Consider the following 24,393-nt stretch of genomic DNA (forward strand, 5'->3'; position numbering starts at 1 on the left):
GTAACGCGGCGGCGGCAGGCTCGATGAAGGGATGTGCGCATCACCCTTCTCGCCGCCGCCGCGTTCCTGCTCGCCGCCTGCACCTCCGAGCCGGAGGCCGCCCCGTCGCAGGCCCCTGCGACCCCGACGACGGTCGAGCAGCCCGCCGGCAACGGCCCGAACTGCGCGAACGCCAACTCCTCCGTCGTCGGCAAGGCGCTCAACCTGCGGCTGCAGGGCCAGCGGGAGAGCGTCGACAAGGCCGTGACGACGTGCAACTACGTGGGCGCGGGCATGCCGGTCGAGGTGCGGTTCACCACCAACGCGACCGCCGCGACGTTCGCCAAGGGCAAGCCGGAGAAGGCCAAGGCCATCGAGGGCCTGTTCGACGAGGCCTACGAGTCCAGCGCGGGCGGGTCCGAGACCGCCCAGCACACCGTGGCCGCGCGCAGGGGCAAGACCCAGATCGAGGTGATGTCGCCCGCGGGCGTCGAGCCGTCGAAGAAGCTGATCACCGACCTGTTCGGCCGGATCTAGTCGCCCGAGGTCTGGACCTGGGTCAGACGGGATCGGTGAACGAGATCGGCTTGCCGGTGGCGTGGGCATGGGCGATCTCCCTGCGCGTGGACTCGCCGACGTACCCGCCGGGGTTGACGACCAGCACCCGGTCAGCCAGGTCGATCTTGTGCAGGTGGAGGGCGTCCAGTGCGGCCTTCTGCTCGTCGGTGATCAACCCGTCTGCCTCGCCCGGCGCGACGACGATGACACCTGCGAGTGTCAGATCGCGGTTCGCCGCACGCATCTCGTCCACGAACCGGGTGGAGCCGCAGATGCAGACGATCTCAGGTCGGTCGGGCACAGAAGAAGTTCTAGCAGAGCGTCGCGGCTAAGTTGCGCTCCGTTGAGCAGGGCAGAGGGCTGGGCGGTGTGGTCGCTCGTTACCCGAAGCCCCGGATGGTCGCGCTCTCACGCACATTTGCCGCCGAGTTGGCGGTAGAAAACTGCTGGCGCAAACGTCTGCTGATCACCCCAACTGCCGCCAACTGTGCAGGTGGCAGCGGCGAGAGCGCGATCTTGATGATCGAAGCGCGGCCACCGACCGGCATCACTCCCACCGTCACCATCCCAAGAGATAGCTGCGACGCCCAACTAGACCGGTACGTCGAAGAACGACAACACCCGCGCGCCCGGCGCGAGCCAGGGCTCCAGCAACGCGTGCGCACGGTCGGGATCGCGGTGGAACAGCCCGACCCGCACCGCGAACACCAGGTCGAACCGCCGGTCGCCGAGGTTCATGTCCTCCAGCGACGCGATGAGGAACTCGGCCCTGCCCGACGCCACGTACGCGGCGTTGCGGCGGGTCGCGGCCTCGATCATCTTGGTGGAGCGGTCGATCGCGGTGAGCGTGCCGGTGGACAGCAGCTGGCACACCATCGTGGCGGCCACGCCCTGGCCGCAGCCGATCTCCAGCACCCGGTCACCGGGCCTGATCGCGAGTTGGCCGACCACACCCCGCAGACGCTCGCTCATGGTCCACATGATGCGTCAGCGCGGCGGGCGGGGCCACTCCCGCAGCCCCGCCGAAACGGTCGTCAGCCCAGGCCGCCCATGTTGACCATCCAGTTGACGCCGAACTTGTCGACGAGGTCGCCGTACTCGTCGCCCCACATCTGCTTCTCCAGCGGCGTCCCGACCTCGCCACCCTCGGCGAGGGCGTTGAAGTAGTCGCGCAGCACCTCTTCGTCGCCCGACAGCGACACCGTGATGCGGGAGCCGGACTTGTACTCCATGCCGGGCGGCGTGTCGGCGGCCATGATCGTGTAGCCGGCCGAGGTCTCCAGCTGCGCGTGCATGATCTGGTCGGCCTGCGGCGTGTCCTGCATGCCGAACTCGCCGAAGGTGTTCATCTTCAGCTCGCCGCCGAAGACCGACTGGTAGAACTCCATCGCCTGGCGGGCCTGACCGTCGAAGCTGATGTACGGGTTGAGGCGAGTGGCCACCGGAATCGCTCCTTCTCCGAAGACGGACACGAATCCTCGCAAACCCTTGCCACACCTACAACTTGAACTTCATCCAAGACGAATTCTATTCAGTGACTCCGGGGTCACCCTGAGCGACCTTGCCCGCGTACATGAGTGTGGCTTCGGGCGTCAGCGGGTGGAACGTCCCGGCGCGCACGTCGCGGTAGGCGCGCTCCAGCGGTGACCGCCGGAAGAACGACCGTCCACCCAGGACCTCCATCGCGACGTCCACGACCTCGATCGCCTCGACGACGGCCTGGCGCTTGGCCAGCATCACCGTGATGGTCGACGCGGCGTTGGCCGTGTAGTCGTCGCCGAGCTCGTCGATCGAGCCCATCAGCGACCACCACGCCGTGCGCAGCTTGTAGTCCATCAGCCCGATCTGCCGGGTGGCGCTCTTCGACGTCGACCGCACGGCCACGTCCCGCGCGCCCGCCGCGATGCCGAAGTACGTCGCCCCGCACACCGGTGCGAAGTGGACGACCGCGGCGAACAGAGGTGCGCCGAACTCGCCGTAGGGGCGGCGGGCGGCGATCTTCTCGGCCGGGATGAACACGTCCTCCAGCACCACGTCGTGGCTGGCCGTGCCGCGCATCCCGAGCGTGTCCCACGTTTCCTCGATGCGCACGCCATCGGCGTTCAACGGGGCGCTGAAGTGCAGCACCTCCTCACCGAGGACGGCGGAGGTGGCCACGACGTTCGCGCGCGGCGACTGGCTGCAGAACGTCTTGCGCCCGTTGACCAGGAAGCCGCCGTCCACGGGTGTCGCGGTCGTCGTGGGCCACAACCAGTCCGAGCCGCCGCTGGTCGCGATGACCAGGCCCTCCGCGGCCACGCGCCGCAGCACGCCCTCCGCGTCCGGTGCGCCCTTGCGCCGCCGGTAGCCCTGCATCAGCGTCAGGTACAGGTGCATGGTGACGGCCAGCGCGGTGGCGCCGTCGTGCCGCGCGAGCTCGGCCTGCGCGTAACAGACCTGGCGCATCGTGGCGCCGAGCCCGCCCAGTTCCTCGGGTACGGCCAACGCCAGGTAGCCCTCCTCGCGCATGGCCTCGTACGCCTCGCTCACGAACGTGGCGTCGCGATCGTGCCGGGACGCGTTGGCTGCCGCGATGGCACCGATGCGTGCTGCCATCTCCGCGAACTTGTCGTCGCCGTCTCTGGTCACGGTGGGGAACGTGCTGGTCACCCGTGGTGCATCAAGTGTTGTCATGCGACAAACGTAAGAACGCGCGACCCCCGCGGGTAGTTCTGAAAGTGAACCGGACGGCGGTAACGAAACCCCCGCCACGACGGAGACTTCCCCTGTGAGGACGTATGCGCAGTACTGCCCGATCGTCCGCGCCGTCGAGGTGCTGGGCGACCGGTGGACGTTGCTGATCGTGCGGGACATGCTCGTCGGTGCCTCGCGCTTCAACGAGCTGTCCCGCGGCCTGCCGGGGCTCTCGCGCGCTCTGCTGTCGCGACGGCTGCGGCAGCTGGCGAACGCCGGCCTGGTGCAGCGCACCGGTGACGGCTACGCGCTCACGCCGGCCGGGCAGGCGTTGCGTCCCTTGGTGTTCGGCCTCGCCGACTGGGGCGCCCGCTACGCGTTCGGCGATCCGCGCGCCGACGAGCTCGACCCCGAGGTGCTGATGTGGTGGATGCACGGCCGCGTCGACACGGGCACGCTGGACAAGCGCGCGACCATCGAGGTCCGCATCAACGACCGCCGCCGCACGTTCTGGCTCGTCGTCGAACCCGGTGACGCCTCGATCTGCTACACCGACCCCGGCCTGGAGATCGACGCGGTGCTGGCGTCCGACATCGCCACGCTCTTCCGGATGTGGGAGGGCGAGGTCGACCTGCTCGACGCGGTGCGCGCGGGCAGCATCGAGCTGACCGGCACGCGCTGGGTGGTGCGCGGCCTGCCGGAGTGGCTCAAGCTCAGCCCGGTCGCGGAGCACGTGCGTGCGGCACGGGCCTGACCAGCGCGAACAAGTTTTTTGAAGATTTCTGGGCCGTCGTGTCGATCCGGGCTGCTGCCCGTTCGACGCATCAGTGGAAGGACACGACAGCCCAGGAGGAACTCGACATGACCGCCACGATCGCCGCCCCCGCCCGCGTCTCCCGCAAGTCGGCCGCCGCCCGCCACGCCACGCTCGTGACCCGCGTGCTGACCGGCCTGCTGTTCACCGTGACCGGCTTGAACGGGTTCCTGAACTTCATGCCCGCACCGGACCCGAGCACGATGGCGCCGGCCGGGGTGGCGTTCACGACGGCGCTCTACGCGACGGGCTACATGCTGCAGCTGTCGTCGGGCGTCCAGCTGGTCGCGGGCCTGCTGCTGGTCGCCGGCCGGTTCGTGCCGCTCGCCCTCGCGATCCTGGCGCCGGTGATCGTGAACATCTTCCTGATCCACGTGTTCCTGGAGCCGTCGGGCATGGGCATGGCGCTCTTCGTGGTCGCCGCCGAGATCGGCCTCGCCTGGGCCTACCGCGACAAGTTCCGCCCGATGCTGCAGGCCCGCTAGACCGCACCGCCGACGTCCCCCGCAGGCCCTGTGCCTGCGGGGGACTTTTCGTTGCAGGACAACAGTTCCGGTCCTGGCCGGTCGAATCGGGAGGGTGTCGTTCGACGTATCTGTGAGAGCCGGAAACGTTGGAGGAGAACGGAAATGTCCACCACCCGCTGCACCACCGCCGTCCTGCGAGTGCTGGTCCGCGGCCGGGTGGTGCCCGTGGCCCTGACCGCGGCGAACCTCCTGCTGGACACCGGCCACGTGGTCACCGCGCTTCTCCTGGCGCTGGCCGAGATCGCCGTGGCGATCGGTTCGCAGGCGGTGCTACCGGGAGAGGAACGCGGCCAGCAGCGCCTGCACCTCGTAGACGTCGACGCCCTTGCCGAACTGCTTGGAGATCGGCGCCTCGGCGCCGGAGACCCAGATCTTCAGCTCCGCGTCCATGTCGAAGTGACCGGCCGTCTCGACTGAGAACTGCGTGATCGCCTTGTACGGCACCGAGTGGTACTCGACCTTCTTGCCGGTCATGCCCTGCTTGTCGACCAGGATCAGCCTCCGGTCGGTGAACAGGAACGAATCGCGCACCAGCTGGTACGCCGCGTGGATCTGTTCCCCCTGCGCCAGCAGCCGCCCGAACTCCTTCGCGGCGTCCCGCGGGTCGAGCTTCGACGCGTTCCCCATCATTCCGCTGAGAAGTCCCATACGTCCACGTTTACCAGGCTTTCCGAAAGCTTGTCCCGGTACTGGGCTGCTCCTGTCCGAGCGTTTCCGGTCCTAGCCCGAAAGTGGATCTCAACAGCCACTCGATCGGGGAGAACGACACGATGCGCAAGCACTTCATCGGAGCCGCCGGACTGGTCGGAGCGACCGCTCTGCTCGTCGGATGTTCCAGCGCCCCAGCGCAGACGTCCACGGGATCGGACGAGCGGCCGACGACCGAGCAGATCCGGGCGTTGTTCGCCGACTGGAACGGCTCTCTCGCAACGGGTGACGCCCAGAAGGTCGCCGATCGCTACGCTCCGAACGCGGTTCTGCTGCCCACGGTGTCGAACCAGGTGCGGTCCACGAGGGCCGAGATCGTCGACTACTTCGAGCACTTCCTGCAGAACAAGCCGAGCGGCACCATCCTCGACTCGCACGTCGCCGTCCTCGACGCCGACGACGCGATCGACGCGGGCACCTACCGGTTCGCGCTCACCCAGGACGGCAGGCCGACGACCGTGGACGCGCGCTACACGTTCGTCTACGAGAAGGTCGACGGGAAGTGGCTCATCGTGAACCACCACTCGTCGGCGATGCCGGAGAAAGTCTGATCCGCACGCACAACCCGCCGCTGGACGCCTCCTCCAGCGACACCGCGCCGCCGTCGTCGGTGACGAGCTGCTTCACGATGGCGAGGCCGAGGCCCGACCCGCCCTTGCCGGTGAGGCCCTGGCCGCGCCAGAACCTGTCGAACGCCCGCGCCCGGTCGGCCTCCAGCAGGCCGGGGCCGGCGTCGATGACCTCGACCAGGCCCGGCCGCGTGGTGCGGACGAGGATCGTGGCACCGTCCGGGGACACCTCCAGCGCGTTGGACAGCACGTTGTCCAGCACCTGCTCGAGGTGCCCCGGCGTGGCGAGCACGCGGATGTCGAAGCCTTCGGCGACCAGGGAGATCGAGCGTTCGTCGGCGGCGGCGCGCCACGCGGTGAACCGTTCCGCGACGACGTCGAGCACCTGCACCGGTTCGGGGTGGGCGACGTCCGCCTCGGCGCGTGCCAGCGCCAGCAAGCCGTTGACCAGCCTCGACATCCGCACGACCTCGGCCGTCGCCATCTCGACGTCCTCGCGGACCGTCGGGTCGTCGACGCCGTCGGCGACGTTGTCGAGGCTGAGCCGCAGCGCGGTGAGCGGCGTGCGGAGCTGGTGCGAGGCGTCGCCGATGAACGCGCGCTGCGAGCCGACGAGCGTGCCGATCGTCTCGGTGGCGGTGTTGAGGGTGCGGGCGAGGGTGCGGGTCTCGGGCGGCCCGGTCTCCTCGGCCCGCGCGGTCAGGTCGCCGTCGCGCAGCCTGCCCGCCATCGCGTTCAGCTCGCGCAACGGCCGGGTGACCCGGCGTGCCAGCCACAGCCCCAGGAACGCCGCCAGGATCAGCACGCCGACGGCGAGCGCGGCGCGGAAACCCCAGATCTGCCAGAGCCTGTCGACGATCGGACCGTCCGGATAGGACAGCCGGATCGCGCCGACGACCGTGCCGTCGGGCTTCTTGGCCGCGACCGTGAGCTTCAGTCCCTCGGAGTCCCAGACCTTCGACTCCGGCTGGGGTTCGAGGACGTCGATCTGGCCGGGTGTCTGGCGTTCGTAGGCGTCCACCAGGGCGCTCAACGACCGCGTGTCACCGGAGGCGAGCAGCAGGGCCGCGGTCTCGGCCTCGCGGCGCGCGGTGTTCTCGGCGTCGCCGTAGATCTGGGCGTTCAGCGTGAACGCCACCGGCACCGTGAACGCCGCGATCGCCACCGCCACCAGGAGCACGTAGCTCCAGGCGAGCTGGCGGATCACGCGAGCACCAGCCGGAACCCCACGCCCCGCACGGTCTCCAGCGAGGCTGCCTCACCGAGCTTGCGGCGCAGCACGCCGACGTGCACGTCGAGCGTCTTGGTGGGGCCGAACCAGTTCTCGTCCCACACCGCCTCCATGATCTGCTCGCGGGTGAACACCGTGCCCGGCTCCTCGGCCAGGAACGCGAGCAGGTCGAACTCCTTCGGCGTCAGCTCGAGCTCGACACCGTCGAGGTGCACCCGCCGCCCGCGCCGATCGATGCGCACCCGCCCGTGCGCCTCCGGTTCGGGCTGGGCGGGCTGCACGCGCCTGAGGACCGCTCGCATCCGTGCGATCACCTCGCGCACCCCGAACGGCTTGGTGACGTAGTCGTCGGCGCCGATCTCCAGTCCCACCACCCGGTCGACCTCGTCGGACCGCGCGCTGATCACGATGATCGGCACGTCCCCGCGCGCACGCAGTTCACGGCAGACGTCGAGGCCGTCCATGTCGGGCAGCCCGAGATCGACGAGCACCATGGCGAAATCCCCGGCCGTCAACGCCTCCGCGCCCGTGCGCACCCACTTGACCTCGAACCCGTAGCGGGACAGTCCGCGCGTGAGCGATTCCGCGATCGGCTCGTCGTCCTCCACCAGCAGCACCCGCATGGGCGGAGATCATTCCACTGATCGGGGCAGGGCGTTGCGCAGCCGGATGCCGCTGAACTCCAGGGTGCTCGCCGTCACCGCGTCCCAGAACGGCCAGAGGTTGGCGAGCACGCGCAGTTCGATCCCCGCCTCCTCGTGCAACGCGAACAGGTCGCCGACGCGTTCGGCCGGACCCAGCGGCACCACCGGCTCGGTCGCGACGTGGGCGTGATCCTCGAACGGCTGGAACCGCCTGATGTCGAACCGGTACGCGTACAGCTCCACGGTCCGCATCCGCTCCAGCCACCCGTACTCGATCGCGTGCACCCTGGTCGTGCTCGTCCAGGCCATCGCCCGCGGGCACTGCCGCGGAAACCAGTAGTCGGGGCTGCGCCCGGCGTCCACCGCCCACACGTACTCGCCGGGCTGCCGCGCGGTCGCCGCCCGATGCGGGACGAACCGGGTGATCGAAGGATCTTCGGAGAAGTGCAACACCTGACCGGGTTCGGGCCGCATGTGGTCATACTGGCGCGCATGCGCAGGCTGACGCTCGCGGTTTTGCTGGTCCTCGCCGGCTGCTCTTCAGGCGGTGGGGACGACACGGTCGGTTTCACCGCCGTCGACCTCACAGCCACGCCCGAAGCGTTGGCCACGCACGGCGACATGCTGGTCATCGGCACCCGTCCGTCCGACCACCCCGAGCTCGTCACGCGGACCAAGGACGGCACGCTGTCCAACTCCCGGCTGACCCCGGCGACCCCGTACGGCAAGGAAGCGCACTGGTACGGCCTCACCTCCGACGGCACCACGATCACCGGCGTCGGCGGCGAACGAGGCGGCGCGCACGGCAACGTCCGCTGGAGCGCCTGGACCGGCGACACCCGTGCCATCAACGAGAAACCGCAGGCGTTCAGCACGTTCGGCGGCTACGGCGCCGGCGAGCTCATCGGCCCGGTGCGCACGGCGAAGGGCCCGCTGATCATCGGCACCTGGCAGAGCGCCAAGGCGGGCCTCGACATCGCGGCCTGGACCTACGCCGCCGACACCTGGACCCGCCAGCCGTCCGCCGGCACCGTCCTCGAAAGCTCGCAGGAGCTCCTCCGGTTCCCGCTGGCCGTCACCCCGGACGGCGACGGCGCGCTCGTGACCGGCTGGCAGATCGCGAAGGGCACCGTGAGCGCCGCGGTCTGGCGGTTCGACGGCACCACCTGGACCACCGCCACCCTCCCGGACGGGGACGCCGCGCTGGCCGCCCGCTGCTGGGACGGCACCTGCCACGTCGTGGGCCGCAGCAAGGGCAGGCTCGCCTGGTGGTCGGGCCCGGACTGGAAGAAGCTCACCACCCCGGACATCCCCGTGGGTGACGACGACAAGCTCGCCGCGCCCGCTCCCGTCAACGGCGTCCCGACGTTGTTCGTCGACCACGGCGGCGTGAAGCTGGTGTCCGATAAGGACGAACGCCCGGCGGACGGACCTTCCGGTGCGGTCGTGGCGGTGGAGAAGGTCGGCGACCAGGTGTTCGTGATCGCGGGCGGCCGTCTCTGGCGCCTCGGTCAGGCCGCCTGAGCCATCTGGTCCCGCCGGACTGTGACGTGGTTCACCCCGTTCGGGCGAGCGCCCGGTGAGCTGGACGGGCGTCCGGCCTGCTCCGCATCGATGCAGTCACGGTGCACGTCCGAAGCGCTTCGCAGTGTGATGCCCGGTTTATGATCACATTGCGCTGCTTGTCCCACGTCTTCCGGCGATTGCATTCACCCGGATGCGTCACATCCATCCGTGGCGAGACAGAACTTCACGGTGAATACGGCGATCCGGCCGCACAATGGTCACGCTTCAGCACACAATTGGCGAGAGTCAACTGTTGATGTGGCAGTTCGGCCGCCCTTTCCTCCACGCATGGGTGACTATGGCCCGGTCAGTGGGCCTCCGCGTATTGGTGGGGGTGGGCAGCGGTCCGCCGGATCGGCGGTTAATCTCTTGCAACTCGTCCACTGCAATCCAGTGTGCCGATGTCGCAACCACCGGGGAGAGGACTGAACACGGGTGGCCGGATTTCTGTTGCGGCGGTTGGTCAACTACGTGGTGCTCGCCCTAGTGGCGACGTTCCTCGCGTTCACGTTGGCCTCCGCCACCTTTGACCCGATCGGGGTGCTGCAACAACGCAACCCACCGCCGCCGGCGGCATCGATCGAGGCGAAGAAGAGAGACCTCCACCTCGACCAGCCGATCCCGCAGCGGTTCGTCACGTGGATGGGCGGTGTGGTCCAGGGCGACTTCGGTCGCACGATCACCGATCGCCCGATCACGGACGAACTCGGCAGGCGCATCGGCGTGAGTTTGAGGCTGTTCCTGCTCGGCATCACGATCGGCATCCTGTTCGGTGTGCTGCTCGGTGTCGTGAGCGCGATCCGGCAGTACAAGTTCAGCGACTACTTCGCGACCCTGTTCAGCTTCATACTGCTGTCCACACCCGTGTTCGTGCTGGGCACGCTGCTGAAGATGGGCGCGCAAGGGATCAACGACTCGATCGGCACCAACGTGCTGATCTTCGTCGGTGAGACGACACCCGGATTCCAGGGCAACTGGTTCGAGCACCTGGGCGACCGGCTGCAGCACCTGATCGTGCCGACGCTCGCGATCGCGCTCGGCCAGATCGCCTACTACAGCCGCTACCAGCGTTCGTCGATGCTCGACGTGCTCGGCAGCGACTTCCTGCGCACCGCCCAGGCCAAGGGGCTGACCCGCCGCAAGGCGCTGTTCAAGCACGGCCTGCGCACCGCGCTCATCCCGATGGCGACCCTGTTCGCGTTCGGTTTCGGCCTGCTCGTCGTCGGTGGCACGTTCACCGAGCGGATCTTCGGCTGGTTCGGCATGGGTGACTGGCTCGTCACCGGCATCTCGGCGCAGGACACGAACATCACCGCCACGGTGACGCTCTTCGTCGCGGTGTGCGTGCTGTTCTCCGGCTGGCTCGCCGACGTGCTGTACGCCGCGCTCGACCCCCGAATCCGCGTGAACTAGGCAAGGTGACGACGACGTGACCGTGATCCTCAACGAGGGGGACGCCGCCGGAACCACCGGCGCCGCCTCCGGTGGCCCAGTCGACGCGGCGCCCGAACCGGGCAAGGCGATGACGCGCGGCCGGCTGGTGCTCATCCGCTTCATGCGCAACAAGCTGGCGCTGGTCGGCCTGGTGGTCATCATCGGGATGTACCTGATGGCGTTCGTGGGCCCGCTTCTGTCGAAGTGGAGCTACGACACCCAGGACTACACCGCGTTCCTGGAGCCGCCCTACTCCGAGCACATCTTCGGCACCGACAAGATCGGTACCGACATGTTCGCGCTGACCATGCGCGGGCTGCAGAAGTCGTTGATCATCGGCCTGCTCGTGGCGCTGATCTCGACCACCGTGGCCGCGATCGTCGGTGCGGCCGCCGGCTACTTCCTCGGTGTCGCCGACAAGGCGCTCATGTGGGTCGTCGACCTGCTGCTGGTGCTGCCGTCGTTCCTGATCATCGCGATCCTGAGCCCGTGGTTCCGCGGCAAGTCGTGGTTCCTGCTGGTGCTGATGCTCGCGGCGTTCCAATGGATGATCACCGCCCGCATCGTGCGCGGCATGACGCTGACGCTGAAGGAACGCGAGTTCGTGAAGGCGGCCAAGTTCATGGGCCAGCCCGCACGCAAGATCATCGCCAAGCACATCGTGCCGAACATGGCGTCGCTGCTCATCATCGACGCGACCATCAACGTCGGTTCCGCGGTGCTCGCCGAGACCGGCCTGAGCTACTTCGGGTTCGGCGTCCAGTCGCCCGACGTCTCGCTCGGCACGCTGATCGGCGGCAACGCCGAGTCCGCGACGACCTTCCCCTGGCTGTTCCTGTTCCCGGCGGGCTTCCTCGTCGTGTTCGTGCTGGCGGTGAACTGGGTCGGCGACGGGCTCCGTGACGCGCTCGACCCCACCTCCACGCGCGTGCGCCGCAAGGAGAAGAAGGACACCAAGGAGAAGGCCGCCTGATGACCACCTCGGAGCTCCAGTTCGACACGCCGTCCGACCGTGTCGTCGAGGGACCGGTTCTGCAGGTCGAAGACCTCCACGTGTCCTTCCCGAGCGAGTCCGGCCGCGTCCAGGCCGTGCGTGGCCTGAGCTACCACGTCTCGCCCGGCGAGGTCCTCGGCATCGTCGGCGAGTCCGGTTCCGGCAAGTCCGTGTCGTCGCTCGCCGTCATGGGCCTGCTGCCGTCCTCGGCGCGCATCACCGGTTCCATCAAGTTCCAGGGCCGTGAGCTCATCGGCCAGAACGACGCGGAGTTGTCGAAGATCCGCGGCCGCCGCATCTCGATGGTGTTCCAGGACCCGCTGTCCGCGCTGACGCCGGTGTTCACCGTCGGCGACCAGATCGCCGAGGCGATCCTGGTGCACCGCAAGGTGTCCAAGCAGGCGGCGGCGAAGCGCGCGGTCGAGCTGCTCGACCTCGTCGGCATCCCGAACGCCGTCGAGCGCGCCAAGGCGTTCCCGCACGAGTTCTCCGGCGGTATGCGGCAGCGCGCGGTGATCGCGATGGCGATCGCCAACGACCCCGACCTGATCATCGCCGACGAGCCGACCACCGCGCTCGACGTGACGGTGCAGGCGCAGGTGCTGCAGCTGCTCGAGACCGCGCAGGAGGTCACCGGCGCGGGCATCGTGATCATCACCCACGACCTCGGCGTCGTCGCCGGGTTCGCGGACCGGCTGATGGTCATGTACGCGGGCCGCGCCGTGGAAAAGGGCAAGGTCGACGAGATCTACCAGCAGCCGCGCATGCCGTACACGCTCGGCCTGCTCGGCTCGATCCCGCGCCTCGACGTCAGCGAGAAGCAGGCGCTCGTGCCGATCAAGGGCCAGCCGCCGTCGCTCACGGACCTGCCCGACGGCTGCCCGTTCGCGCCGCGCTGCCCGATGGTCGTCGACGCCTGCCACACCGCGGAACCGCCGCTGATGGACGTCGACGGTTCCGTCGAGCACGCCGCCGCGTGCATCCGCACCAACGAGATCGCCGCGACCGACGCCGAGGGCGCCGAGGCCGCCGTCGAGATCTTCGGTGCCGAGGTGGCCGGCGAGCCCGAGGTCGCGAAGATCCCGCGCGAGCAGCGCGACGTCGTGCTGGGCCTCGACAACCTCGTCAAGGAGTACCCGGTCAACAAGGGCGTGGTGTTCAAGCGCCGCGTCGGCACCGTCCACGCGGTCGCGGGCATCTCGTTCGACATCCGTGAGGGCGAGACCCTGGGCCTCGTCGGCGAGTCGGGCTGCGGCAAGACCACGACGCTGATGGAGATCCTCAACCTCCAGAAGCCCATGGGCGGCGAGATCTCCGTGCTCGGCACGAAGTCGTCCGAAGTGGACGGCAAGCGCCGCTTCGCGATCCGCCGCGACATGTCGGTGGTCTTCCAGGACCCGATGGCGTCGCTCGACCCGCGCCTCACGATCCACGACTGCATCGCCGAGCCGATGCAGGTCCACGGCTACGCCAAGGACGAGATCAACCGGCGAGTGCCGGAGCTGATGAGGCTCGTCGGCCTGCGTCCCGAGCAGCTGTCGCGCTACCCCGGTGAGTTCTCCGGCGGTCAGCGCCAGCGCATCGGCATCGCGCGGGCGCTCGCGCTCGAACCGAAGCTCGTCGTGCTCGACGAGCCGGTGTCGGCGCTGGACGTCTCCATCCAGGCGGGTGTCATCAACCTGCTGGAGGAGCTCAAGTCCAAGCTGGGCCTGGCCTACCTGTTCGTGGCACACGACCTTTCGGTGGTGCGCCACATCGCGGACCGGGTGGCCGTCATGTACCTCGGGAAGATCATCGAGATCGGCGAGGTGAACTCGGTGTTCGAGGCGCCGCGCCACCCGTACACGCAGGCACTGCTGTCGGCGATCCCGATCCCCGATCCCGTCAAGGAGCGTCAGCGGGAGAGGATCATCCTCACCGGCGACCTGCCGAGCCCGGCGAACCCGCCGTCCGGCTGCCGCTTCCGGACCCGCTGCTTCCTGCACGCGTCGCTGCCGCCCGAGCAGCAGCGCCAGTGCATCGAGGTGGAACCACCGCGCGAAACGCAGGCCGCGGACCACGAGGCCGCCTGCCACTTCGCCCAGATCCGTCAGGTTCTCTGATGCATCCGTCGCCTCAGCAGACCTGCGAGCACGAAGGAACAGTGTCCCCGGCAACTGGTGTCCGGGCACGAGGGAGGTTCACGACAGTGAGTCGACGTACCAAGGTGGGAGTGACCGCGCTGGCCGTCGTCGCCCTCACGCTTACCGCGTGTGGGGGGCCCAGCAACAACGCGAACTCCGGGCTCAAGGGCGCGGACAACGCGATCGGCCAAGCGGACATCAACCCGCAGGACGCGTCCAAGGTCAAGGACGGCGGCGAGTTCCGCTGGCCGGTCGACCAGTTGCCGGACAACTGGAACTACAACCAGCTCGACGGCACCAACGCCGACGGCCGCCGCATGATCGACACGGTGATGCCGAACCTGTTCAAGCAGCAGCCCGACTCGAAGATCGTCGTCAACAAGGACGTCCTCGACGACGCGAAGCTCGCTTCTTCCGACCCGCAGGTCGTCGAGTACAAGATCAGCTCCAAGGCGAAGTGGTCGGACGGCACCGCGCTGTCCTGGCAGGACTTCGAGGCCATGTGGAAGTCCCTGAACGGGACCGACAAGGCCTTCGAGGTCGCCGGCACCACCGGCTACGAGGACATCGAGAAGGTCGAGAAGGGCGCGACCGACCAGGACGTCAAGGTGACCTTCAAGAAGAAGTTCGCCGAGTGGCAGGGTGGCCTGTTCTCACCGCTCTACCCGAAGGCCATGTCCTCCTCGCCCGAGGAGTTCAACAAGGGCTGGGCCGACGCCCCGAAGATCACCGCCGGTCCGTTCAAGATCGGCACGATCGACCGCACCGCCAAGCTCGTGACCGTCGTGCAGGACCCGGCGTGGTGGGGCCCGAAGCCGAAGCTCGAGAAGATCACGTTCCGCCAGGTCGACCGCCCCGCGCTCGCGGACGCGCTCGCCAACGGCCAGATCGACTTCTTCGACATCGGCTCCAGCATCGACAACTTCACGCGTGCCAAGTCGATGCAGGGTGTGACGATCCGCCAGGCGATCACGCCGGACTACTCGCACATCACGTTCAACGGTGCGGACACGTCGATCCTCAAGGACGCGAAGCTCCGCGTCGCGCTGCAGCGCGGTATCGACACCAAGACCATCACCAAGGCGCTGCTCGGCCAGATGATCAAGGGCGACGCGCAGGTCACCGGTAACCACTTCTTCCTGCTGGGCTCGGCCGGCTACAAGGACAACTCGTCCGTGGCGTCGTTCGACAAGGAAGCCGCGAAGAAGCAGCTCGACGAGCTGGGCTGGAAGCTCGAGGGCGAGACGCGCAAGAAGGACGGCAAGGAGCTCGTCGTCCGCTACGTCATCCCGACGCCGAACCCCACCTCCGACCAGATCGCGAAGCTCGTGCAGTCGCAGCTGAAGGAGATCGGCGCCAAGGTCGACATCCAGGCCGTGCCGTCGACCGACTTCTTCAAGCAGTTCGTGAACGTCGGCAACTTCGACATGACCGGCTTCCGCTGGCTGGCCTCGGCCACGCCGATCTCGGACAGCAAGGGCATCTACACGCTCGACCCGGCCAGCACCAACCAGAACTACGGCCGGATCGGCTCCGACGAGGTCAACAAGCTGCTCGAGCAGGCCAACGGTGAGCTCGACGAGACCAAGCGTCTCGAGCTCGCCAACGAGGCCGACAAGAAGATCTGGGAGCTGGGCGCCCAGCTGCCGCTGTACCAGCTGCCCGGCGCGGTCGCGGTGAAGAGCAACGTCGCCAACTTCGGTGCCGTCGCGTACGCGAACCGTCCGTACGACTACATCAACATGGGCTTCACCGAGTGATGTAGGTGGCTGTCGACGGCCCGGCGGGTCTTTCCGCCGGGCCGTTTCTTTCTGTTTGGAGCTTGCTTTGTCGCGTTCCCGGGTACGTGCGCTGCGCTACGGGCTGTTCACCACGGCTGTCGTTCTGGTCGTGTGCTTCGTGGTCGCGTTGTTCTCCTGGCTGTCCTATTCGGACGATCGGGCGGTGCTGGCGTCGCTGACGTCCCGTGACACGGGCGAGGTCGTGTCGTTCGCGGACGGTGCGGTCGAGGTGCGCTGGCCGTCCGGGACCGCCCGCGTCGCCTACGAGAACGGTGCGCGCGTCGTCGGGAAGCAGACGCAGGTGGCGTTCGACCCAGCGGACCCGTCGCGTGCCGTGATCCCCGGTTCGGACCTGTTCCTGGAGACCGACCGGGCGCTGGGCGGCGTGACGTTCTCCGTCGCGGTGGCGCTGCTGGTGGTCCTCGCCGGTGCCGTGCGGCTTCTGCTGGCGGTGCGTTCGGCACGTGCGCAAGGGACCACGGTGTCCGTGCGGCGGATCCGGCTGCAGTCCGGGCTGATGGTGCGGTCGTGGCTGGAGATCGAGGGGCCGGTCGAGCGCTGGCTGCCCGTCTACTACGACCCGGTGCTCGTGACGCTGCCGTCGCCGTCGGACGCCGAACTGCGCGGCGGCCGGGTCGCCGTCGTCGACGGCGTGACCCTCTACCCGTCCGGCCGCCCGGTGACCAAGCACCCGCGCGGCCGCCGGCTCGACAACCCCGTGCAGCCCGATCCGGACACGCGCGCGCCGCGCGGCCTGGCCGCTCAGCTGCGGGTCGACGCGGTGTTCATGGTGCCCGCGCCGGTCGTCGGCCTGTTCTGGGCCTACCTGGACGGCAGCGGGTTCACCGGCTGGATCACGGCCACGGTGATCGCCGCGGTGCTGGGCCTGTGGTGGGCGGCCTTGCGGGGTTCCGACCCGTCGTAATGCTTCGTGCCCGGTGAGCGACCTCCTTCTAGGAGGCAGCTATGACCGACGTCACATTGCGCGTGCGCGAAGACGGCGCCGACGACGAGCGCATCGAGCAGCTCACCGCGTTCCTGCGGACGGAGCTGACGGAACTGGTCGCCGTCTCCGGCGTTCCCGGCGAGGCCCCCGAGGGCACCAAGGCCGTCGACCTGAACGAGCTCGGCACGCTGCTGACCACCGTCTCCCAGTCGACCGTGCTGGCCGCCCTGATCAACGCGGTGTCGTCGTGGCTCGGCCAGCGCCGCGAGCGTTCGGTGACCGTCGAGGCCGACGGGGATCCGCTGGAACTGACCGGCGACCCGTCGGAAGCAGAGCTGGCCCAGCGCTCCGCGTGGCTCGGCCGCCACCTCCACCGCTACGCGTTGATCATCGCGAGCCACGAGTTCGCCGACCCCGGCCTGTCCTCCCTGCGCGCCCCGGCCCATGACGCCGCCCGCCTGGGCGAGGTGCTCGCGGACCCGCGCGTCGGCGGCTTCCACGTGCGGACGCTGATCAACTCCCCGGCCGCCGTGGTGAACGAGGCCGTCGAGGACTTCTTCGCCGACCGCGAACCGGACGACCTCCTGGTCCTGCACTTCTCCGGCCACGGCGTGAAGGACGAGGCCGGAGAACTCCACTTCGCCACGTCCGGCACCAAGCTCTCCCGCCTGGCCGGCACCGCCGTGTCCGCGGACTTCGTGGCCCGCCGCATGAACCGCTCCCGTTCCCGCCGCATCGTGCTGCTGCTGGACTGCTGCTACTCCGGCGCGTTCGGCCGCGGCATGGTCGCCCGCGCGGGCGGTTCCGTCGGCCTGGAGGAGCAGTTCGGCGGCAGCGGCCGGGCCGTCATCACCGCCTCGTCGGCCATGGAGTACGCCTTCGAGGGCGCGGCCGTCGCCGACTCGTCGGAGAGCGAACCGTCGGTCTTCACCTCGGCCCTGGTGGAGGGCCTGGAGTCGGGCGACGCCGACCGCGACCAGGACGGCCACGTGGGCCTCGACGAACTCTACGAGTACGTCTACGACCGGGTCCGCCGCGTGACCCCGCACCAGACCCCCGGCAAGTGGATGCTCGACGTGCGAGGCGACCTGCGCATCGCCCGCCGCGCCCGTCCGGTCTCGGTGCCGGCCGCGCTGCCGGCGGAACTGCAGGAGGCGATCGACCACTCGCTGCCGGGCGTGCGTGCGGGCGCGGTCCCCGAGCTGCGGCGGATGCTGTCGGTCGCGCACGAGGGGCGGGTGCTGGCGGCGCGGCTGGCGTTGCGGAGGCTGACGGAGGACGACAGCCGCATGGTGGCGTCGGCGGCCCGCGAGGCGCTGGGGGAGAAGGCCGCACCGGCGCCGACCTCGAAGCTCCCGGACAGGCACGACACGACCGCCCGAAAACTGTCGGTGCCGCCTGAGACGATGGGAGTGGGGCCTTCTGCCTCCCCCGGAGGGGGCCAGGCGGGATCGATTCCGAAGAGGCCGAAGCAGGCCTTGCTCACCGCGTCCGGCTCAGGCACGGCCGAGTCAGGCGCGCCGGCGCGACGCCAGGCAGCGGCTGAGTCGGACACGTCCGCGAGCCGTCAGGCGCAGGCCGAGTCGGGTACGGCCGCGAGTCGCCGGGCGCAGGCCGAGTCGGGTACGGCCGCGAGCCACGCATCTGCCGGGCCGGACCCGTCCGTGAGCCGCGAGACACCGGCCGCCGTGGCCACACCTTCCGCCGCACTCGTAGCCACGCTGCCCCGCCTCGCCGCGGGCCTGGCCCTGGCGCTCCTGGTCGTCAGCCTGATGGCGATCCCCGGCGGCATCCTCGGCCGCCTCGGCGACTCCAGCCCCCACACCTTCGTGTTCGCCGCGGTGTGGCCGTGGGCGCTGGTCGCGGCGCTGTTCGTGATCACCTGCCGCGACCACCCCTGGGCACCCGGCGCCGCACTGGGCCTGCTGGCCGGCACGACGGGCCTGCTCAGCGGCGACGACTTCACCTGGGTGCCGTACGCGCTGGCGGCGACAGCACTGGCCGTCGCCTGCACGACGACCCCGTGGTGGCTGGCGGTCGCGGGCGGCGGGCTGGGAGCGCTGGGCGTCTACGTCGTCGCCTACGCGGCTCACGACCTGACGTCGATCAACGGCGACGGCGAGGACGTCACCGTGATCGCCACCGCGGCCGCGCTCACCTGCCTCGCGGCGTACCGGACCTGGCGGGACGGGCACTGGCTCAGCACGATCGCGCCCGCATTGTTGTTGCTGGACGCGGTCATCACGATGACCGTCGAGGCGCCGCTGTACATCACCCACGCGAGCCTGGCCGGGCTGATCGTCGTGCCGCTGATCGTCAGCCTGACCACCGGCACCGCCAGGTTCGCCGCGTGCGTCGCCGTCGCGGCCGGGCTTCTGGTGCGCGCCAGCGACTACGTGTCCGCGAACGAACCGACGTTCACCAGCATCGCCCACGTGACGCTGCCACTCGCGGCGGCGGTGGTCGCCTACTTCTCGCGCTCCCGCTGAGCCTTCCGGCGCTTGCCCTCGTGCATCGCGGCCACGCGGGCGACCGGGATGGTGTGCCCCTCGGCGATCAGGTCGGCGGGCAGGCGTTGCGGCTTCGGCATCAGCTCGGTCCACGGGTCGCCGTCGAACCGGGTCCTGATCGTGAAGTCGGCCGGTGTGACGTCCTTCAGCGACTCCCACGGCACGGGGAACGAGATCGGCAGGCCCTCGCGCAACCGGGGGCTGTAGGCGGCGACGACCGTGGCACCCCAGGCGCGCGTCGAGTCCAGGAACACCTTCCCGCCCCGTTCGGCCCGGATGTAGGCGGTGGTCGCCAGCGACGGGTCGAGCTTCTCCGCCCGCACGGCCACCGCGCGCGTCGCCGCGGCCACGTCGTCGGGGGAGTGCTCCTCCAGCGGTACGAAGATGTGCACACCCTTGGCACCGCTGGTCTTGACCGCGCCTTCGAGGCCGGTCTGGGCGAGCGCCTCGCGCACCAGCAGCGCCGACCCGACCACGACGTCGAACCCGGCGCCCTCCGGCGGGTCGATGTCGAGCACCAGGTGGGTCTGGTGGTGGTCGTCGCCGAAGTGGTCACCGAGGTACAGCGGCACGTGGTACTCGACCGCGCGCTGGTTCGCGAACCACATCAGCGTCTGCTTGTCGTCGCAGATCGCGTACTTGATCTTCCGGTGCGACGCCTCAGCCCAGACCTCGACGGTCCTGACGTAGTCCGGCGTGTACTTGGGGACGTTCTTCTGCATGAACGGGTCCTGGCCGCGCAGGATCCGCCACACCGACAGCTGCCGCCCGGCGAGCACCGGCACGAACCGGTCGGCCACGAAGTCCAGGTACTCCACCAGGTCGCCCTTGAGCAGGCCGCCGAACAACGGCTGGTCGAGCGACGAGAACTTCAGCGGGCTACTGCTCATCGGGGACCTCGAGTTCGTCTCGGGCGGCCCACTCCAGCAGCGGTTCGATCGACCAGACCGCGTCGTCGATCCCGGCGTGCAGGTCGCCCAGTTCGGCGTAGCGCTTCGGCACGGTCGCGATGGTGAACTCGTGCGGGTCGACGTCCGGGATCTCGTCCCACCGGATCGGAGTGGACACCGTCGCCTCGGGATTGCCGCGCACCGAGTAGGCGCTGGCGATCGTCCGGTCGCGCGTGTTCTGGTTGTAGTCCACGAAGACCAGTGACGGGTCGCGGTCCTTGCGCCACCACGTGGTCTCGACGTCGTCGGGCGCGCGTCGTTCGACCTCGTGCGCGAACGCCAGCGCCGCCTTGCGCACGTCCTGGAACCCGTAATCGGGCTTGATGCGCACGTAGATGTGCAGGCCCTTCGAGCCCGAGGTCTTCGGGAACCCCGTCGCGCCCAGTTCCGCCAGCACCTCCTGCACCACCAGTGCCACTCGCCGCACGCGGTCGAACGAGCACGTGGGGCCGGGGTCGAGGTCGATGCGCCACTCGTCGGGCTTCTCGGTGTCCGCGGCGCGCGAGTTCCACGGGTGGAACTCCACAGTGGACATCTGCACGGCCCAGATCACGTCCGCTGGGTGCGTGACGCACAGTTCGTCCGCGTGGCGGTTGTAGCGCGGGAAGTGCACCCGGACCGTCCGGATCCACGGCGGCGCACCGTTCGGAAGCCTTTTCTGGTGCACCTTCTCGCCCGTGACGCCCTCGGGGAAGCGGTGCAGCATGCACGGCCGTTCGCGCAGCGCGCGGACGATGCCGTCACCGACGGACAGGTAGTAGTTCGCGAGATCCAGCTTCGTCTCGCCACGCGCGGGGAAGTAGACGCGGTCGGGGTTGGAGATCCGCACGACGCGGTCCTCCACCTCGAGCTCCACAGCCGGGGACTTGCCCATGCCCACCAACCTAACGGTTCGTCCGCCCTCGATCGTTGTAGTTTGCGGCTGTGGACCTGTTTTCGCTTGCGCTCGGGGCGCTGCTCAAGGCGGTCGGCGGGACGCGGGCCGTCGGCGCAGGCGCCGACACGGACGTGCTGCTCGTGGGAACGGGACGGCGCGCCCCGACAGGTGCGGAGCGCGCCGAACTGGGTGAGCTGGAGATCCCGTTCGTGCTGGGCTGAGCCGTTATTCCGCTTCTGCTTCCTCGAGGCGTGCCTTTTCCGCCAGACGCGCCTCTTCGGCCTTGAACTCCTTGTAGGTGGCGCGCTCGCGCACCAGCCAGTCCGGGTTCTCCTCCTTGAGCGCGTTGATCTGCTCGGTGGTCAGCGCCTCGGTGATGCCGGCACGCACCAGGCCACTGGTCGAGATGCCGAGCTTCTGCGCGATGAGCTGCTTGGGGTGCGGACCGTTGCTGCGCAGGTCTGCCAGCCACCGCGGCGGGTTGGCCTGCAGCTCGTTCAGCTCGTCGCGCGACACCACGCCCGCCTGGAACTCCTCGGGCGTCGCCTCGAGGTACACGCCGAGCTTCTTGGCGGCGGTGGCGGGCTTCATGGTCTGCTGCGACTTCATGCGCAAAGAGTAACCGCTGCGTCCGGTAGCCTCAGCGCGTGACCGGATCGTTCACGCTCGCGTACGTCCCAGGCGTGACGCCGGGCAAGTGGGCACGGGTCTGGCAGGAACGCCTGCCGGAGACCGAGCTGACCCTCGTGCAGGTACCCGTCGCCGAAGCGGCCGCCAGGGTGCGCGCCGGCGAGGCCGACGCCGCGCTGCTCAGGCTGCCGGGCGACCGCGAGGACCTGCACGCGATCCCGCTCTACACCGAGACCACCGTCGTCGTGTTCCCGAAGGACCACGAGTTCGCCGCGGCCGACGAACTGTCCCTTGAGGACTTGGCGGAGCACGTCCTGTGGCAGCCGCTCGACGACACGCTGGGCTGGGACGAGGTGCCCGGTCAGCCGCCCGTCGAACGTCCCGCCACCACCGCGGACGCCATCGAGGTCGTGGCGGCGGGCGTCGGCCTGCTGGTCGTGCCGCAGTCGCTGGCCCGCCTGCACCACCGCAAGGACCTGAAGTACGTGCCGCTGTCCGACGCGCCGCAGTCCCGAGTCGCGCTGTCGTTCCCGATCCGCGACGAGAACCCCGAGCTGATCGAGCACATGATCGGCATCGTGCGCGGCCGCACGGCCAACAGCACCCGCGGCCCCGCGGCCGAGCCCGCCCCGAAGCAGACGCCCAAGCAGGCGCCCAAACAGGCACCGAAGCAGCGGCGCGGCCCGGCGCCGCAGCAGAAGAAGCAGCCCGCGAAGCGCGCGAAACCGCGCCGCGGACGCTGACCTGACCACGGTCGCGGGGCCGGACGCTCGCCGCCCGGCCCCGGCCCGCGCTCACTGACCCTGCGCGGCGATCTGCTCGCGCAACCGGTCCTCCTGCGCCTGGATCTCGGGCGTGACGACGCTCTCGAACGCCTCGGGGCCGTGGATCTGCCGGATCTCGACCTCACCGGTCTGGAACGGCGCCTTCTTCAGCCACTCCACGGCGTCCTGCAGCGACGGCAGCTCCCAGATCCAGAAGCCGGCGATCAGTTCCTTGGTCTCGGCGAACGGACCGTCGATGACCGTCGTGCCGCCCTTGCCGTCGAACGCGACCCGCGCGCCCTTGGCACTGGGGTAGAGACCGTCGCCCGCGAGCATCACCCCGGCCTTGACGAGCTCCTCGTTGTAGTCGCCCATCGCGGCCAGCTCCTCGGCGGTGGGCATGACGAAGTTCTCGGTGTCCTCGTTCGCCTTGACGATGACCATGAACCGCATCTCGATCTCCTCTGGCTGGTGTCAGGTGCGTTTGTACTCAGGCGTCGATCGGGGACCCCGGTGTTTCGACCGGCTTCCGGCAATTGTGACCGGGGTCACAGGATTAGGGTGGTCAGCATGAGTGGAGACGTCGACTGGATCCTCGAGAACTGCCAGGTCTGGGCCATCGTCGGGCTCTCGGACAACCCGTCCCGCGCGGCACACGGCGTGGCCCGCTTCCTGCAGCAACGCGGGAAGAAGATCGTGCCCGTGCACCCGTCCGCCGAGACCGTGCACGGTGAGCAGGGCTACCGGACGCTGGCGGACATCCCGTTCCCGGTCGACGTCGTGGACGTGTTCCGCCGCTCGGAGGACGCGGGCCAGTTCGCGGACGAGGCCGTCGCGATCGGCGCGAAGGCGGTCTGGTTCCAGCTCGGCGTGGTCGACGACGAGGCGTACGCGCGCACGCGTGAGGCCGGACTGCACATGGTGATGGACGTCTGTCCCGCGATTGAGTGGCGCTCCCGTTGAACGAGTAGCTAACCTGCTCTGGTCGTCTCCGGACACCTGGGGGTTCCGGGGAGATTCAGCCTGGGGGGCTTGATTCAGCATGCTCGTAGACATCACCGCGCTGCGGTCCGCGGACTCGCCACGGCTTCGTGGCCTCAGCGATGACTTCGTCCGTTCACTGGCGTCTTCCGGCGCCCATCTGCCACCGATCGTGGTGCACCGCCCGACGATGAAGGTCGTCGACGGCACCCACCGCCTGAAGGCCGCCGTGCTGCGCGGCTGCCGCTCCGTCGAGGTCGAGTACGTCGACGGACCCGCGGAGGACCTCTTCGGGCTGGCGGTGTCGCTGAACCTGTCGACGCTGTCGACCGCCGACCGCGAGGCGGCGGCCAGGAGGCTGCTGCGCTCCCACCCGCAGTGGTCGGACCGCGCGATCGCCGCGTCCACGGGCCTCGCCGCCAAGTCCGTCGGCGTGCTGCGCCGCGCGGTGGGCGGTCAGGCCCCGGTGCGGGTCGGCAGGGACGGAAAACTCAGGCCGGTCAACTCCTCCGCCGGCCGCCGCCTCGCCGGGCGCATGATCCAGGAACGCCCCGACGCCTCGCTGCGCGACATCGCCCGCGCGGCCGGGGTGTCACCGGGAACGGTCCGGGACGTCCGCCGCCGGTTGAGCGCGGGTCTGGACCCGGTGCCGGAACGGATGCGCGCCGCCGAACGCGCCGAGGCCGTGCTGCCCGCCGGGCGGACCGAGGTGCGCGATCCCGACGCCACCCTGCCGATCCTGCGGCGCGACCCCTCGTTGCGGTTCAACGAGCACGGGCGGCTGGTGCTGCGCTGGCTGGAGGCGCACGCGGTGTCCTCCGGCGAGTGGGCCACCGTCGTGTCCGGGGTGCCGTCGCACTGCCGGGAACTGGTGGCGGACATGGCTCGCGGGTGCGCGGAGGCCTGGGTGGAGATGGCCGAGGCGTTGGAGAGGGAAGGGCAGCGGACCGCGGTGTAGGGCGGCTTCCGCGGTTGCGGGCGAAGGCCGGGGAACACCTCGCGCCTCGTTGGGGACGAAGGGCGTCTGCAAGTACCACCAACCCTTGATCGAACCGCCGTCAACCACACCCGACATGGTGGTGGCGGGAAAGTGCCCGTTGATGTTGAGTTGGCGGTACTTGCAGACGCCATCAG

The 24,393-nt window shown here is 69.3% G+C and carries 27 protein-coding genes; 15 read left to right on the plus strand and 12 right to left on the minus strand.

Features of this window, described 5'->3' with window-relative positions; all coding sequences use genetic code 11:
* Positions 1–33: 33 nt before the first annotated feature.
* On the plus strand, positions 34–516 hold the full coding sequence (locus SK571_RS04960; RefSeq protein ID WP_319982835.1) for a hypothetical protein: 483 nt from the start codon (positions 34–36) through the stop codon (positions 514–516).
* A 22-nt stretch (positions 517–538) separates the two neighbouring features.
* Here the strand turns inward: SK571_RS04960 and SK571_RS04965 are convergent, their stop codons facing one another.
* The 4 genes from SK571_RS04965 to SK571_RS04980 form a co-directional block, all read right to left on the minus strand.
* Positions 539–838, minus strand: coding sequence for a hypothetical protein (locus SK571_RS04965; RefSeq protein WP_319982836.1), 300 nt, complete (start codon positions 836–838; stop codon positions 539–541).
* Between the two features lie 290 nt (positions 839–1,128).
* Positions 1,129–1,509: a class I SAM-dependent methyltransferase gene (locus SK571_RS04970; protein ID WP_176929884.1), complete on the minus strand. Its 381-nt coding sequence runs from the start codon at positions 1,507–1,509 to the stop codon at positions 1,129–1,131.
* Positions 1,510–1,571: 62 nt separating this feature from the next.
* On the minus strand, positions 1,572–1,979 hold the full coding sequence (locus SK571_RS04975; protein WP_319982837.1) for a VOC family protein: 408 nt from the start codon (positions 1,977–1,979) through the stop codon (positions 1,572–1,574).
* 85 nt (positions 1,980–2,064) lie between these two features.
* On the minus strand, positions 2,065–3,210 hold the full coding sequence (locus SK571_RS04980) for an acyl-CoA dehydrogenase family protein (RefSeq protein WP_319982838.1): 1,146 nt from the start codon (positions 3,208–3,210) through the stop codon (positions 2,065–2,067).
* 94 nt (positions 3,211–3,304) lie between these two features.
* Here SK571_RS04980 and SK571_RS04985 point away from each other — a divergent pair, with 94 nt between their 5' ends.
* Entirely contained in the window at positions 3,305–3,964 is a 660-nt protein-coding gene (locus tag SK571_RS04985) for a winged helix-turn-helix transcriptional regulator (protein WP_319982839.1), read from the plus strand.
* A gap of 107 nt (positions 3,965–4,071) precedes the next feature.
* Positions 4,072–4,509, plus strand: coding sequence for a hypothetical protein (locus SK571_RS04990; protein WP_319982840.1), 438 nt, complete (start codon positions 4,072–4,074; stop codon positions 4,507–4,509).
* Between the two features lie 312 nt (positions 4,510–4,821).
* Here the strand turns inward: SK571_RS04990 and SK571_RS04995 are convergent, their stop codons facing one another.
* The gene (locus tag SK571_RS04995; RefSeq protein WP_319982841.1) at positions 4,822–5,199 is read right to left on the minus strand and encodes a PH domain-containing protein; all 378 of its coding nucleotides are present in this window, start codon (positions 5,197–5,199) and stop codon (positions 4,822–4,824) included.
* A gap of 122 nt (positions 5,200–5,321) precedes the next feature.
* Here SK571_RS04995 and SK571_RS05000 point away from each other — a divergent pair, with 122 nt between their 5' ends.
* On the plus strand, positions 5,322–5,810 hold the full coding sequence (locus SK571_RS05000; protein ID WP_319982842.1) for an SgcJ/EcaC family oxidoreductase: 489 nt from the start codon (positions 5,322–5,324) through the stop codon (positions 5,808–5,810).
* Here the strand turns inward: SK571_RS05000 and SK571_RS05005 are convergent.
* From SK571_RS05005 to SK571_RS05015, 3 genes are read right to left on the minus strand one after another with little or no spacing between them, the layout of a single operon-like run.
* Positions 5,767–7,035, minus strand: coding sequence for a sensor histidine kinase (locus SK571_RS05005; RefSeq protein ID WP_319982843.1), 1,269 nt, complete (start codon positions 7,033–7,035; stop codon positions 5,767–5,769). The genes SK571_RS05000 and SK571_RS05005 overlap by 44 nt on opposite strands.
* Positions 7,032–7,682 (minus strand): response regulator transcription factor, encoded by a 651-nt coding sequence (locus SK571_RS05010; RefSeq protein WP_319982844.1) that lies wholly within the window; start codon positions 7,680–7,682, stop codon positions 7,032–7,034. Before SK571_RS05010 ends, SK571_RS05005 begins: the two co-directional genes overlap by 4 nt.
* Positions 7,683–7,691: 9 nt before the next feature.
* The gene (locus tag SK571_RS05015) at positions 7,692–8,177 is read right to left on the minus strand and encodes a DUF6886 family protein (protein WP_319982845.1); all 486 of its coding nucleotides are present in this window, start codon (positions 8,175–8,177) and stop codon (positions 7,692–7,694) included.
* A gap of 18 nt (positions 8,178–8,195) precedes the next feature.
* On the opposite strand from SK571_RS05015, the gene SK571_RS05020 reads away from it, so the two are divergent.
* The 7 genes from SK571_RS05020 to SK571_RS05050 all read left to right on the plus strand — a co-directional run bounded on the left by SK571_RS05020 (position 8,196) and on the right by SK571_RS05050 (position 19,036).
* The gene (locus tag SK571_RS05020) at positions 8,196–9,227 is read left to right on the plus strand and encodes a hypothetical protein (protein ID WP_319982846.1); all 1,032 of its coding nucleotides are present in this window, start codon (positions 8,196–8,198) and stop codon (positions 9,225–9,227) included.
* A 477-nt stretch (positions 9,228–9,704) separates the two neighbouring features.
* Positions 9,705–10,682, plus strand: a complete 978-nt coding sequence (locus tag SK571_RS05025; protein ID WP_090068720.1) for an ABC transporter permease — start codon at positions 9,705–9,707, stop codon at positions 10,680–10,682.
* 16 nt (positions 10,683–10,698) lie between these two features.
* On the plus strand, positions 10,699–11,676 hold the full coding sequence (locus SK571_RS05030; protein WP_319982847.1) for an ABC transporter permease: 978 nt from the start codon (positions 10,699–10,701) through the stop codon (positions 11,674–11,676).
* Complete coding sequence (locus tag SK571_RS05035) at positions 11,676–13,799, plus strand: ABC transporter ATP-binding protein (RefSeq protein WP_319982848.1); 2,124 nt, start codon at positions 11,676–11,678, stop codon at positions 13,797–13,799. The genes SK571_RS05030 and SK571_RS05035 overlap by 1 nt, the downstream gene beginning before the upstream one ends.
* An 86-nt stretch (positions 13,800–13,885) precedes the next feature.
* Positions 13,886–15,580 (plus strand): ABC transporter family substrate-binding protein, encoded by a 1,695-nt coding sequence (locus tag SK571_RS05040; RefSeq protein ID WP_319982849.1) that lies wholly within the window; start codon positions 13,886–13,888, stop codon positions 15,578–15,580.
* A 67-nt stretch (positions 15,581–15,647) separates the two neighbouring features.
* Positions 15,648–16,526, plus strand: coding sequence for a hypothetical protein (locus SK571_RS05045; RefSeq protein WP_319982850.1), 879 nt, complete (start codon positions 15,648–15,650; stop codon positions 16,524–16,526).
* 41 nt (positions 16,527–16,567) lie between these two features.
* Positions 16,568–19,036 carry a caspase family protein gene (locus tag SK571_RS05050; protein ID WP_319982851.1) on the plus strand — a complete coding sequence of 823 codons (2,469 nt, stop codon included), beginning with the start codon at positions 16,568–16,570 and terminating at the stop codon, positions 19,034–19,036.
* Here SK571_RS05050 and SK571_RS05055 read toward each other — a convergent pair.
* A complete protein-coding gene (locus SK571_RS05055; protein ID WP_319982852.1) occupies positions 19,015–19,947 on the minus strand; it encodes a DNA polymerase domain-containing protein in 933 nt (310 codons plus the stop codon). The genes SK571_RS05050 and SK571_RS05055 overlap by 22 nt on opposite strands.
* Positions 19,937–20,881, minus strand: a complete 945-nt coding sequence (gene ligD, locus SK571_RS05060) for a non-homologous end-joining DNA ligase (RefSeq protein ID WP_319982853.1) — start codon at positions 20,879–20,881, stop codon at positions 19,937–19,939. Before ligD ends, SK571_RS05055 begins: the two co-directional genes overlap by 11 nt.
* A gap of 50 nt (positions 20,882–20,931) precedes the next feature.
* On the opposite strand from ligD, the gene SK571_RS46335 reads away from it, so the two are divergent.
* Positions 20,932–21,105, plus strand: a complete 174-nt coding sequence (locus tag SK571_RS46335) for a hypothetical protein (protein ID WP_406601941.1) — start codon at positions 20,932–20,934, stop codon at positions 21,103–21,105.
* 4 nt (positions 21,106–21,109) lie between these two features.
* On the opposite strand, the gene SK571_RS05070 is transcribed toward SK571_RS46335, so the two are convergent.
* Complete coding sequence (locus SK571_RS05070) at positions 21,110–21,475, minus strand: DUF5997 family protein (protein ID WP_319983153.1); 366 nt, start codon at positions 21,473–21,475, stop codon at positions 21,110–21,112.
* Between the two features lie 56 nt (positions 21,476–21,531).
* Here SK571_RS05070 and SK571_RS05075 point away from each other — a divergent pair, with 56 nt between their 5' ends.
* Complete coding sequence (locus SK571_RS05075) at positions 21,532–22,257, plus strand: LysR substrate-binding domain-containing protein (protein WP_319982854.1); 726 nt, start codon at positions 21,532–21,534, stop codon at positions 22,255–22,257.
* A 51-nt stretch (positions 22,258–22,308) separates the two neighbouring features.
* Here SK571_RS05075 and SK571_RS05080 read toward each other — a convergent pair whose 3' ends face one another.
* Entirely contained in the window at positions 22,309–22,731 is a 423-nt protein-coding gene (locus tag SK571_RS05080; RefSeq protein WP_319982855.1) for a YciI family protein, read from the minus strand.
* Between the two features lie 117 nt (positions 22,732–22,848).
* Between SK571_RS05080 and SK571_RS05085 the strand changes: the two genes are divergently transcribed.
* Complete coding sequence (locus tag SK571_RS05085; protein WP_319982856.1) at positions 22,849–23,241, plus strand: CoA-binding protein; 393 nt, start codon at positions 22,849–22,851, stop codon at positions 23,239–23,241.
* 79 nt (positions 23,242–23,320) lie between these two features.
* A complete protein-coding gene (locus SK571_RS05090; RefSeq protein ID WP_319982857.1) occupies positions 23,321–24,217 on the plus strand; it encodes a ParB/RepB/Spo0J family partition protein in 897 nt (298 codons plus the stop codon).
* Positions 24,218–24,393 lie beyond the last annotated feature (176 nt).

This window comes from Lentzea kristufekii, assembly GCF_033949925.1.
Taxonomy (GTDB): Bacteria; Actinomycetota; Actinomycetes; order Mycobacteriales; family Pseudonocardiaceae; genus Lentzea; species Lentzea kristufekii.

Bases quoted from the DNA above. Each gene is read 5' to 3' on its own strand.
- SK571_RS04970 (WP_176929884.1), bottom strand. From the start codon at position 1,509: ATGAGCGAGCGTCTGCGGGGTGTGGTCGGCCAACTCGCGATCAGGCCC.
- SK571_RS04980 (WP_319982838.1), bottom strand. From the start codon at position 3,210: ATGACAACACTTGATGCACCACGGGTGACCAGCACGTTCCCCACCGTG.
- SK571_RS04990 (WP_319982840.1), top strand. From the start codon at position 4,072: ATGACCGCCACGATCGCCGCCCCCGCCCGCGTCTCCCGCAAGTCGGCC.
- SK571_RS04995 (WP_319982841.1), bottom strand. From the start codon at position 5,199: ATGGGACTTCTCAGCGGAATGATGGGGAACGCGTCGAAGCTCGACCCG.
- SK571_RS05000 (WP_319982842.1), top strand. From the start codon at position 5,322: ATGCGCAAGCACTTCATCGGAGCCGCCGGACTGGTCGGAGCGACCGCT.
- SK571_RS05010 (WP_319982844.1), bottom strand. From the start codon at position 7,682: ATGCGGGTGCTGCTGGTGGAGGACGACGAGCCGATCGCGGAATCGCTC.
- SK571_RS05015 (WP_319982845.1), bottom strand. From the start codon at position 8,177: ATGCGGCCCGAACCCGGTCAGGTGTTGCACTTCTCCGAAGATCCTTCG.
- SK571_RS05020 (WP_319982846.1), top strand. From the start codon at position 8,196: ATGCGCAGGCTGACGCTCGCGGTTTTGCTGGTCCTCGCCGGCTGCTCT.
- SK571_RS05035 (WP_319982848.1), top strand. From the start codon at position 11,676: ATGACCACCTCGGAGCTCCAGTTCGACACGCCGTCCGACCGTGTCGTC.
- SK571_RS05050 (WP_319982851.1), top strand. From the start codon at position 16,568: ATGACCGACGTCACATTGCGCGTGCGCGAAGACGGCGCCGACGACGAG.
- SK571_RS05055 (WP_319982852.1), bottom strand. From the start codon at position 19,947: ATGAGCAGTAGCCCGCTGAAGTTCTCGTCGCTCGACCAGCCGTTGTTC.
- ligD (WP_319982853.1), bottom strand. From the start codon at position 20,881: ATGGGCAAGTCCCCGGCTGTGGAGCTCGAGGTGGAGGACCGCGTCGTG.
- SK571_RS05070 (WP_319983153.1), bottom strand. From the start codon at position 21,475: ATGAAGCCCGCCACCGCCGCCAAGAAGCTCGGCGTGTACCTCGAGGCG.
- SK571_RS05080 (WP_319982855.1), bottom strand. From the start codon at position 22,731: ATGCGGTTCATGGTCATCGTCAAGGCGAACGAGGACACCGAGAACTTC.
- SK571_RS05085 (WP_319982856.1), top strand. From the start codon at position 22,849: ATGAGTGGAGACGTCGACTGGATCCTCGAGAACTGCCAGGTCTGGGCC.
- SK571_RS05090 (WP_319982857.1), top strand. From the start codon at position 23,321: ATGCTCGTAGACATCACCGCGCTGCGGTCCGCGGACTCGCCACGGCTT.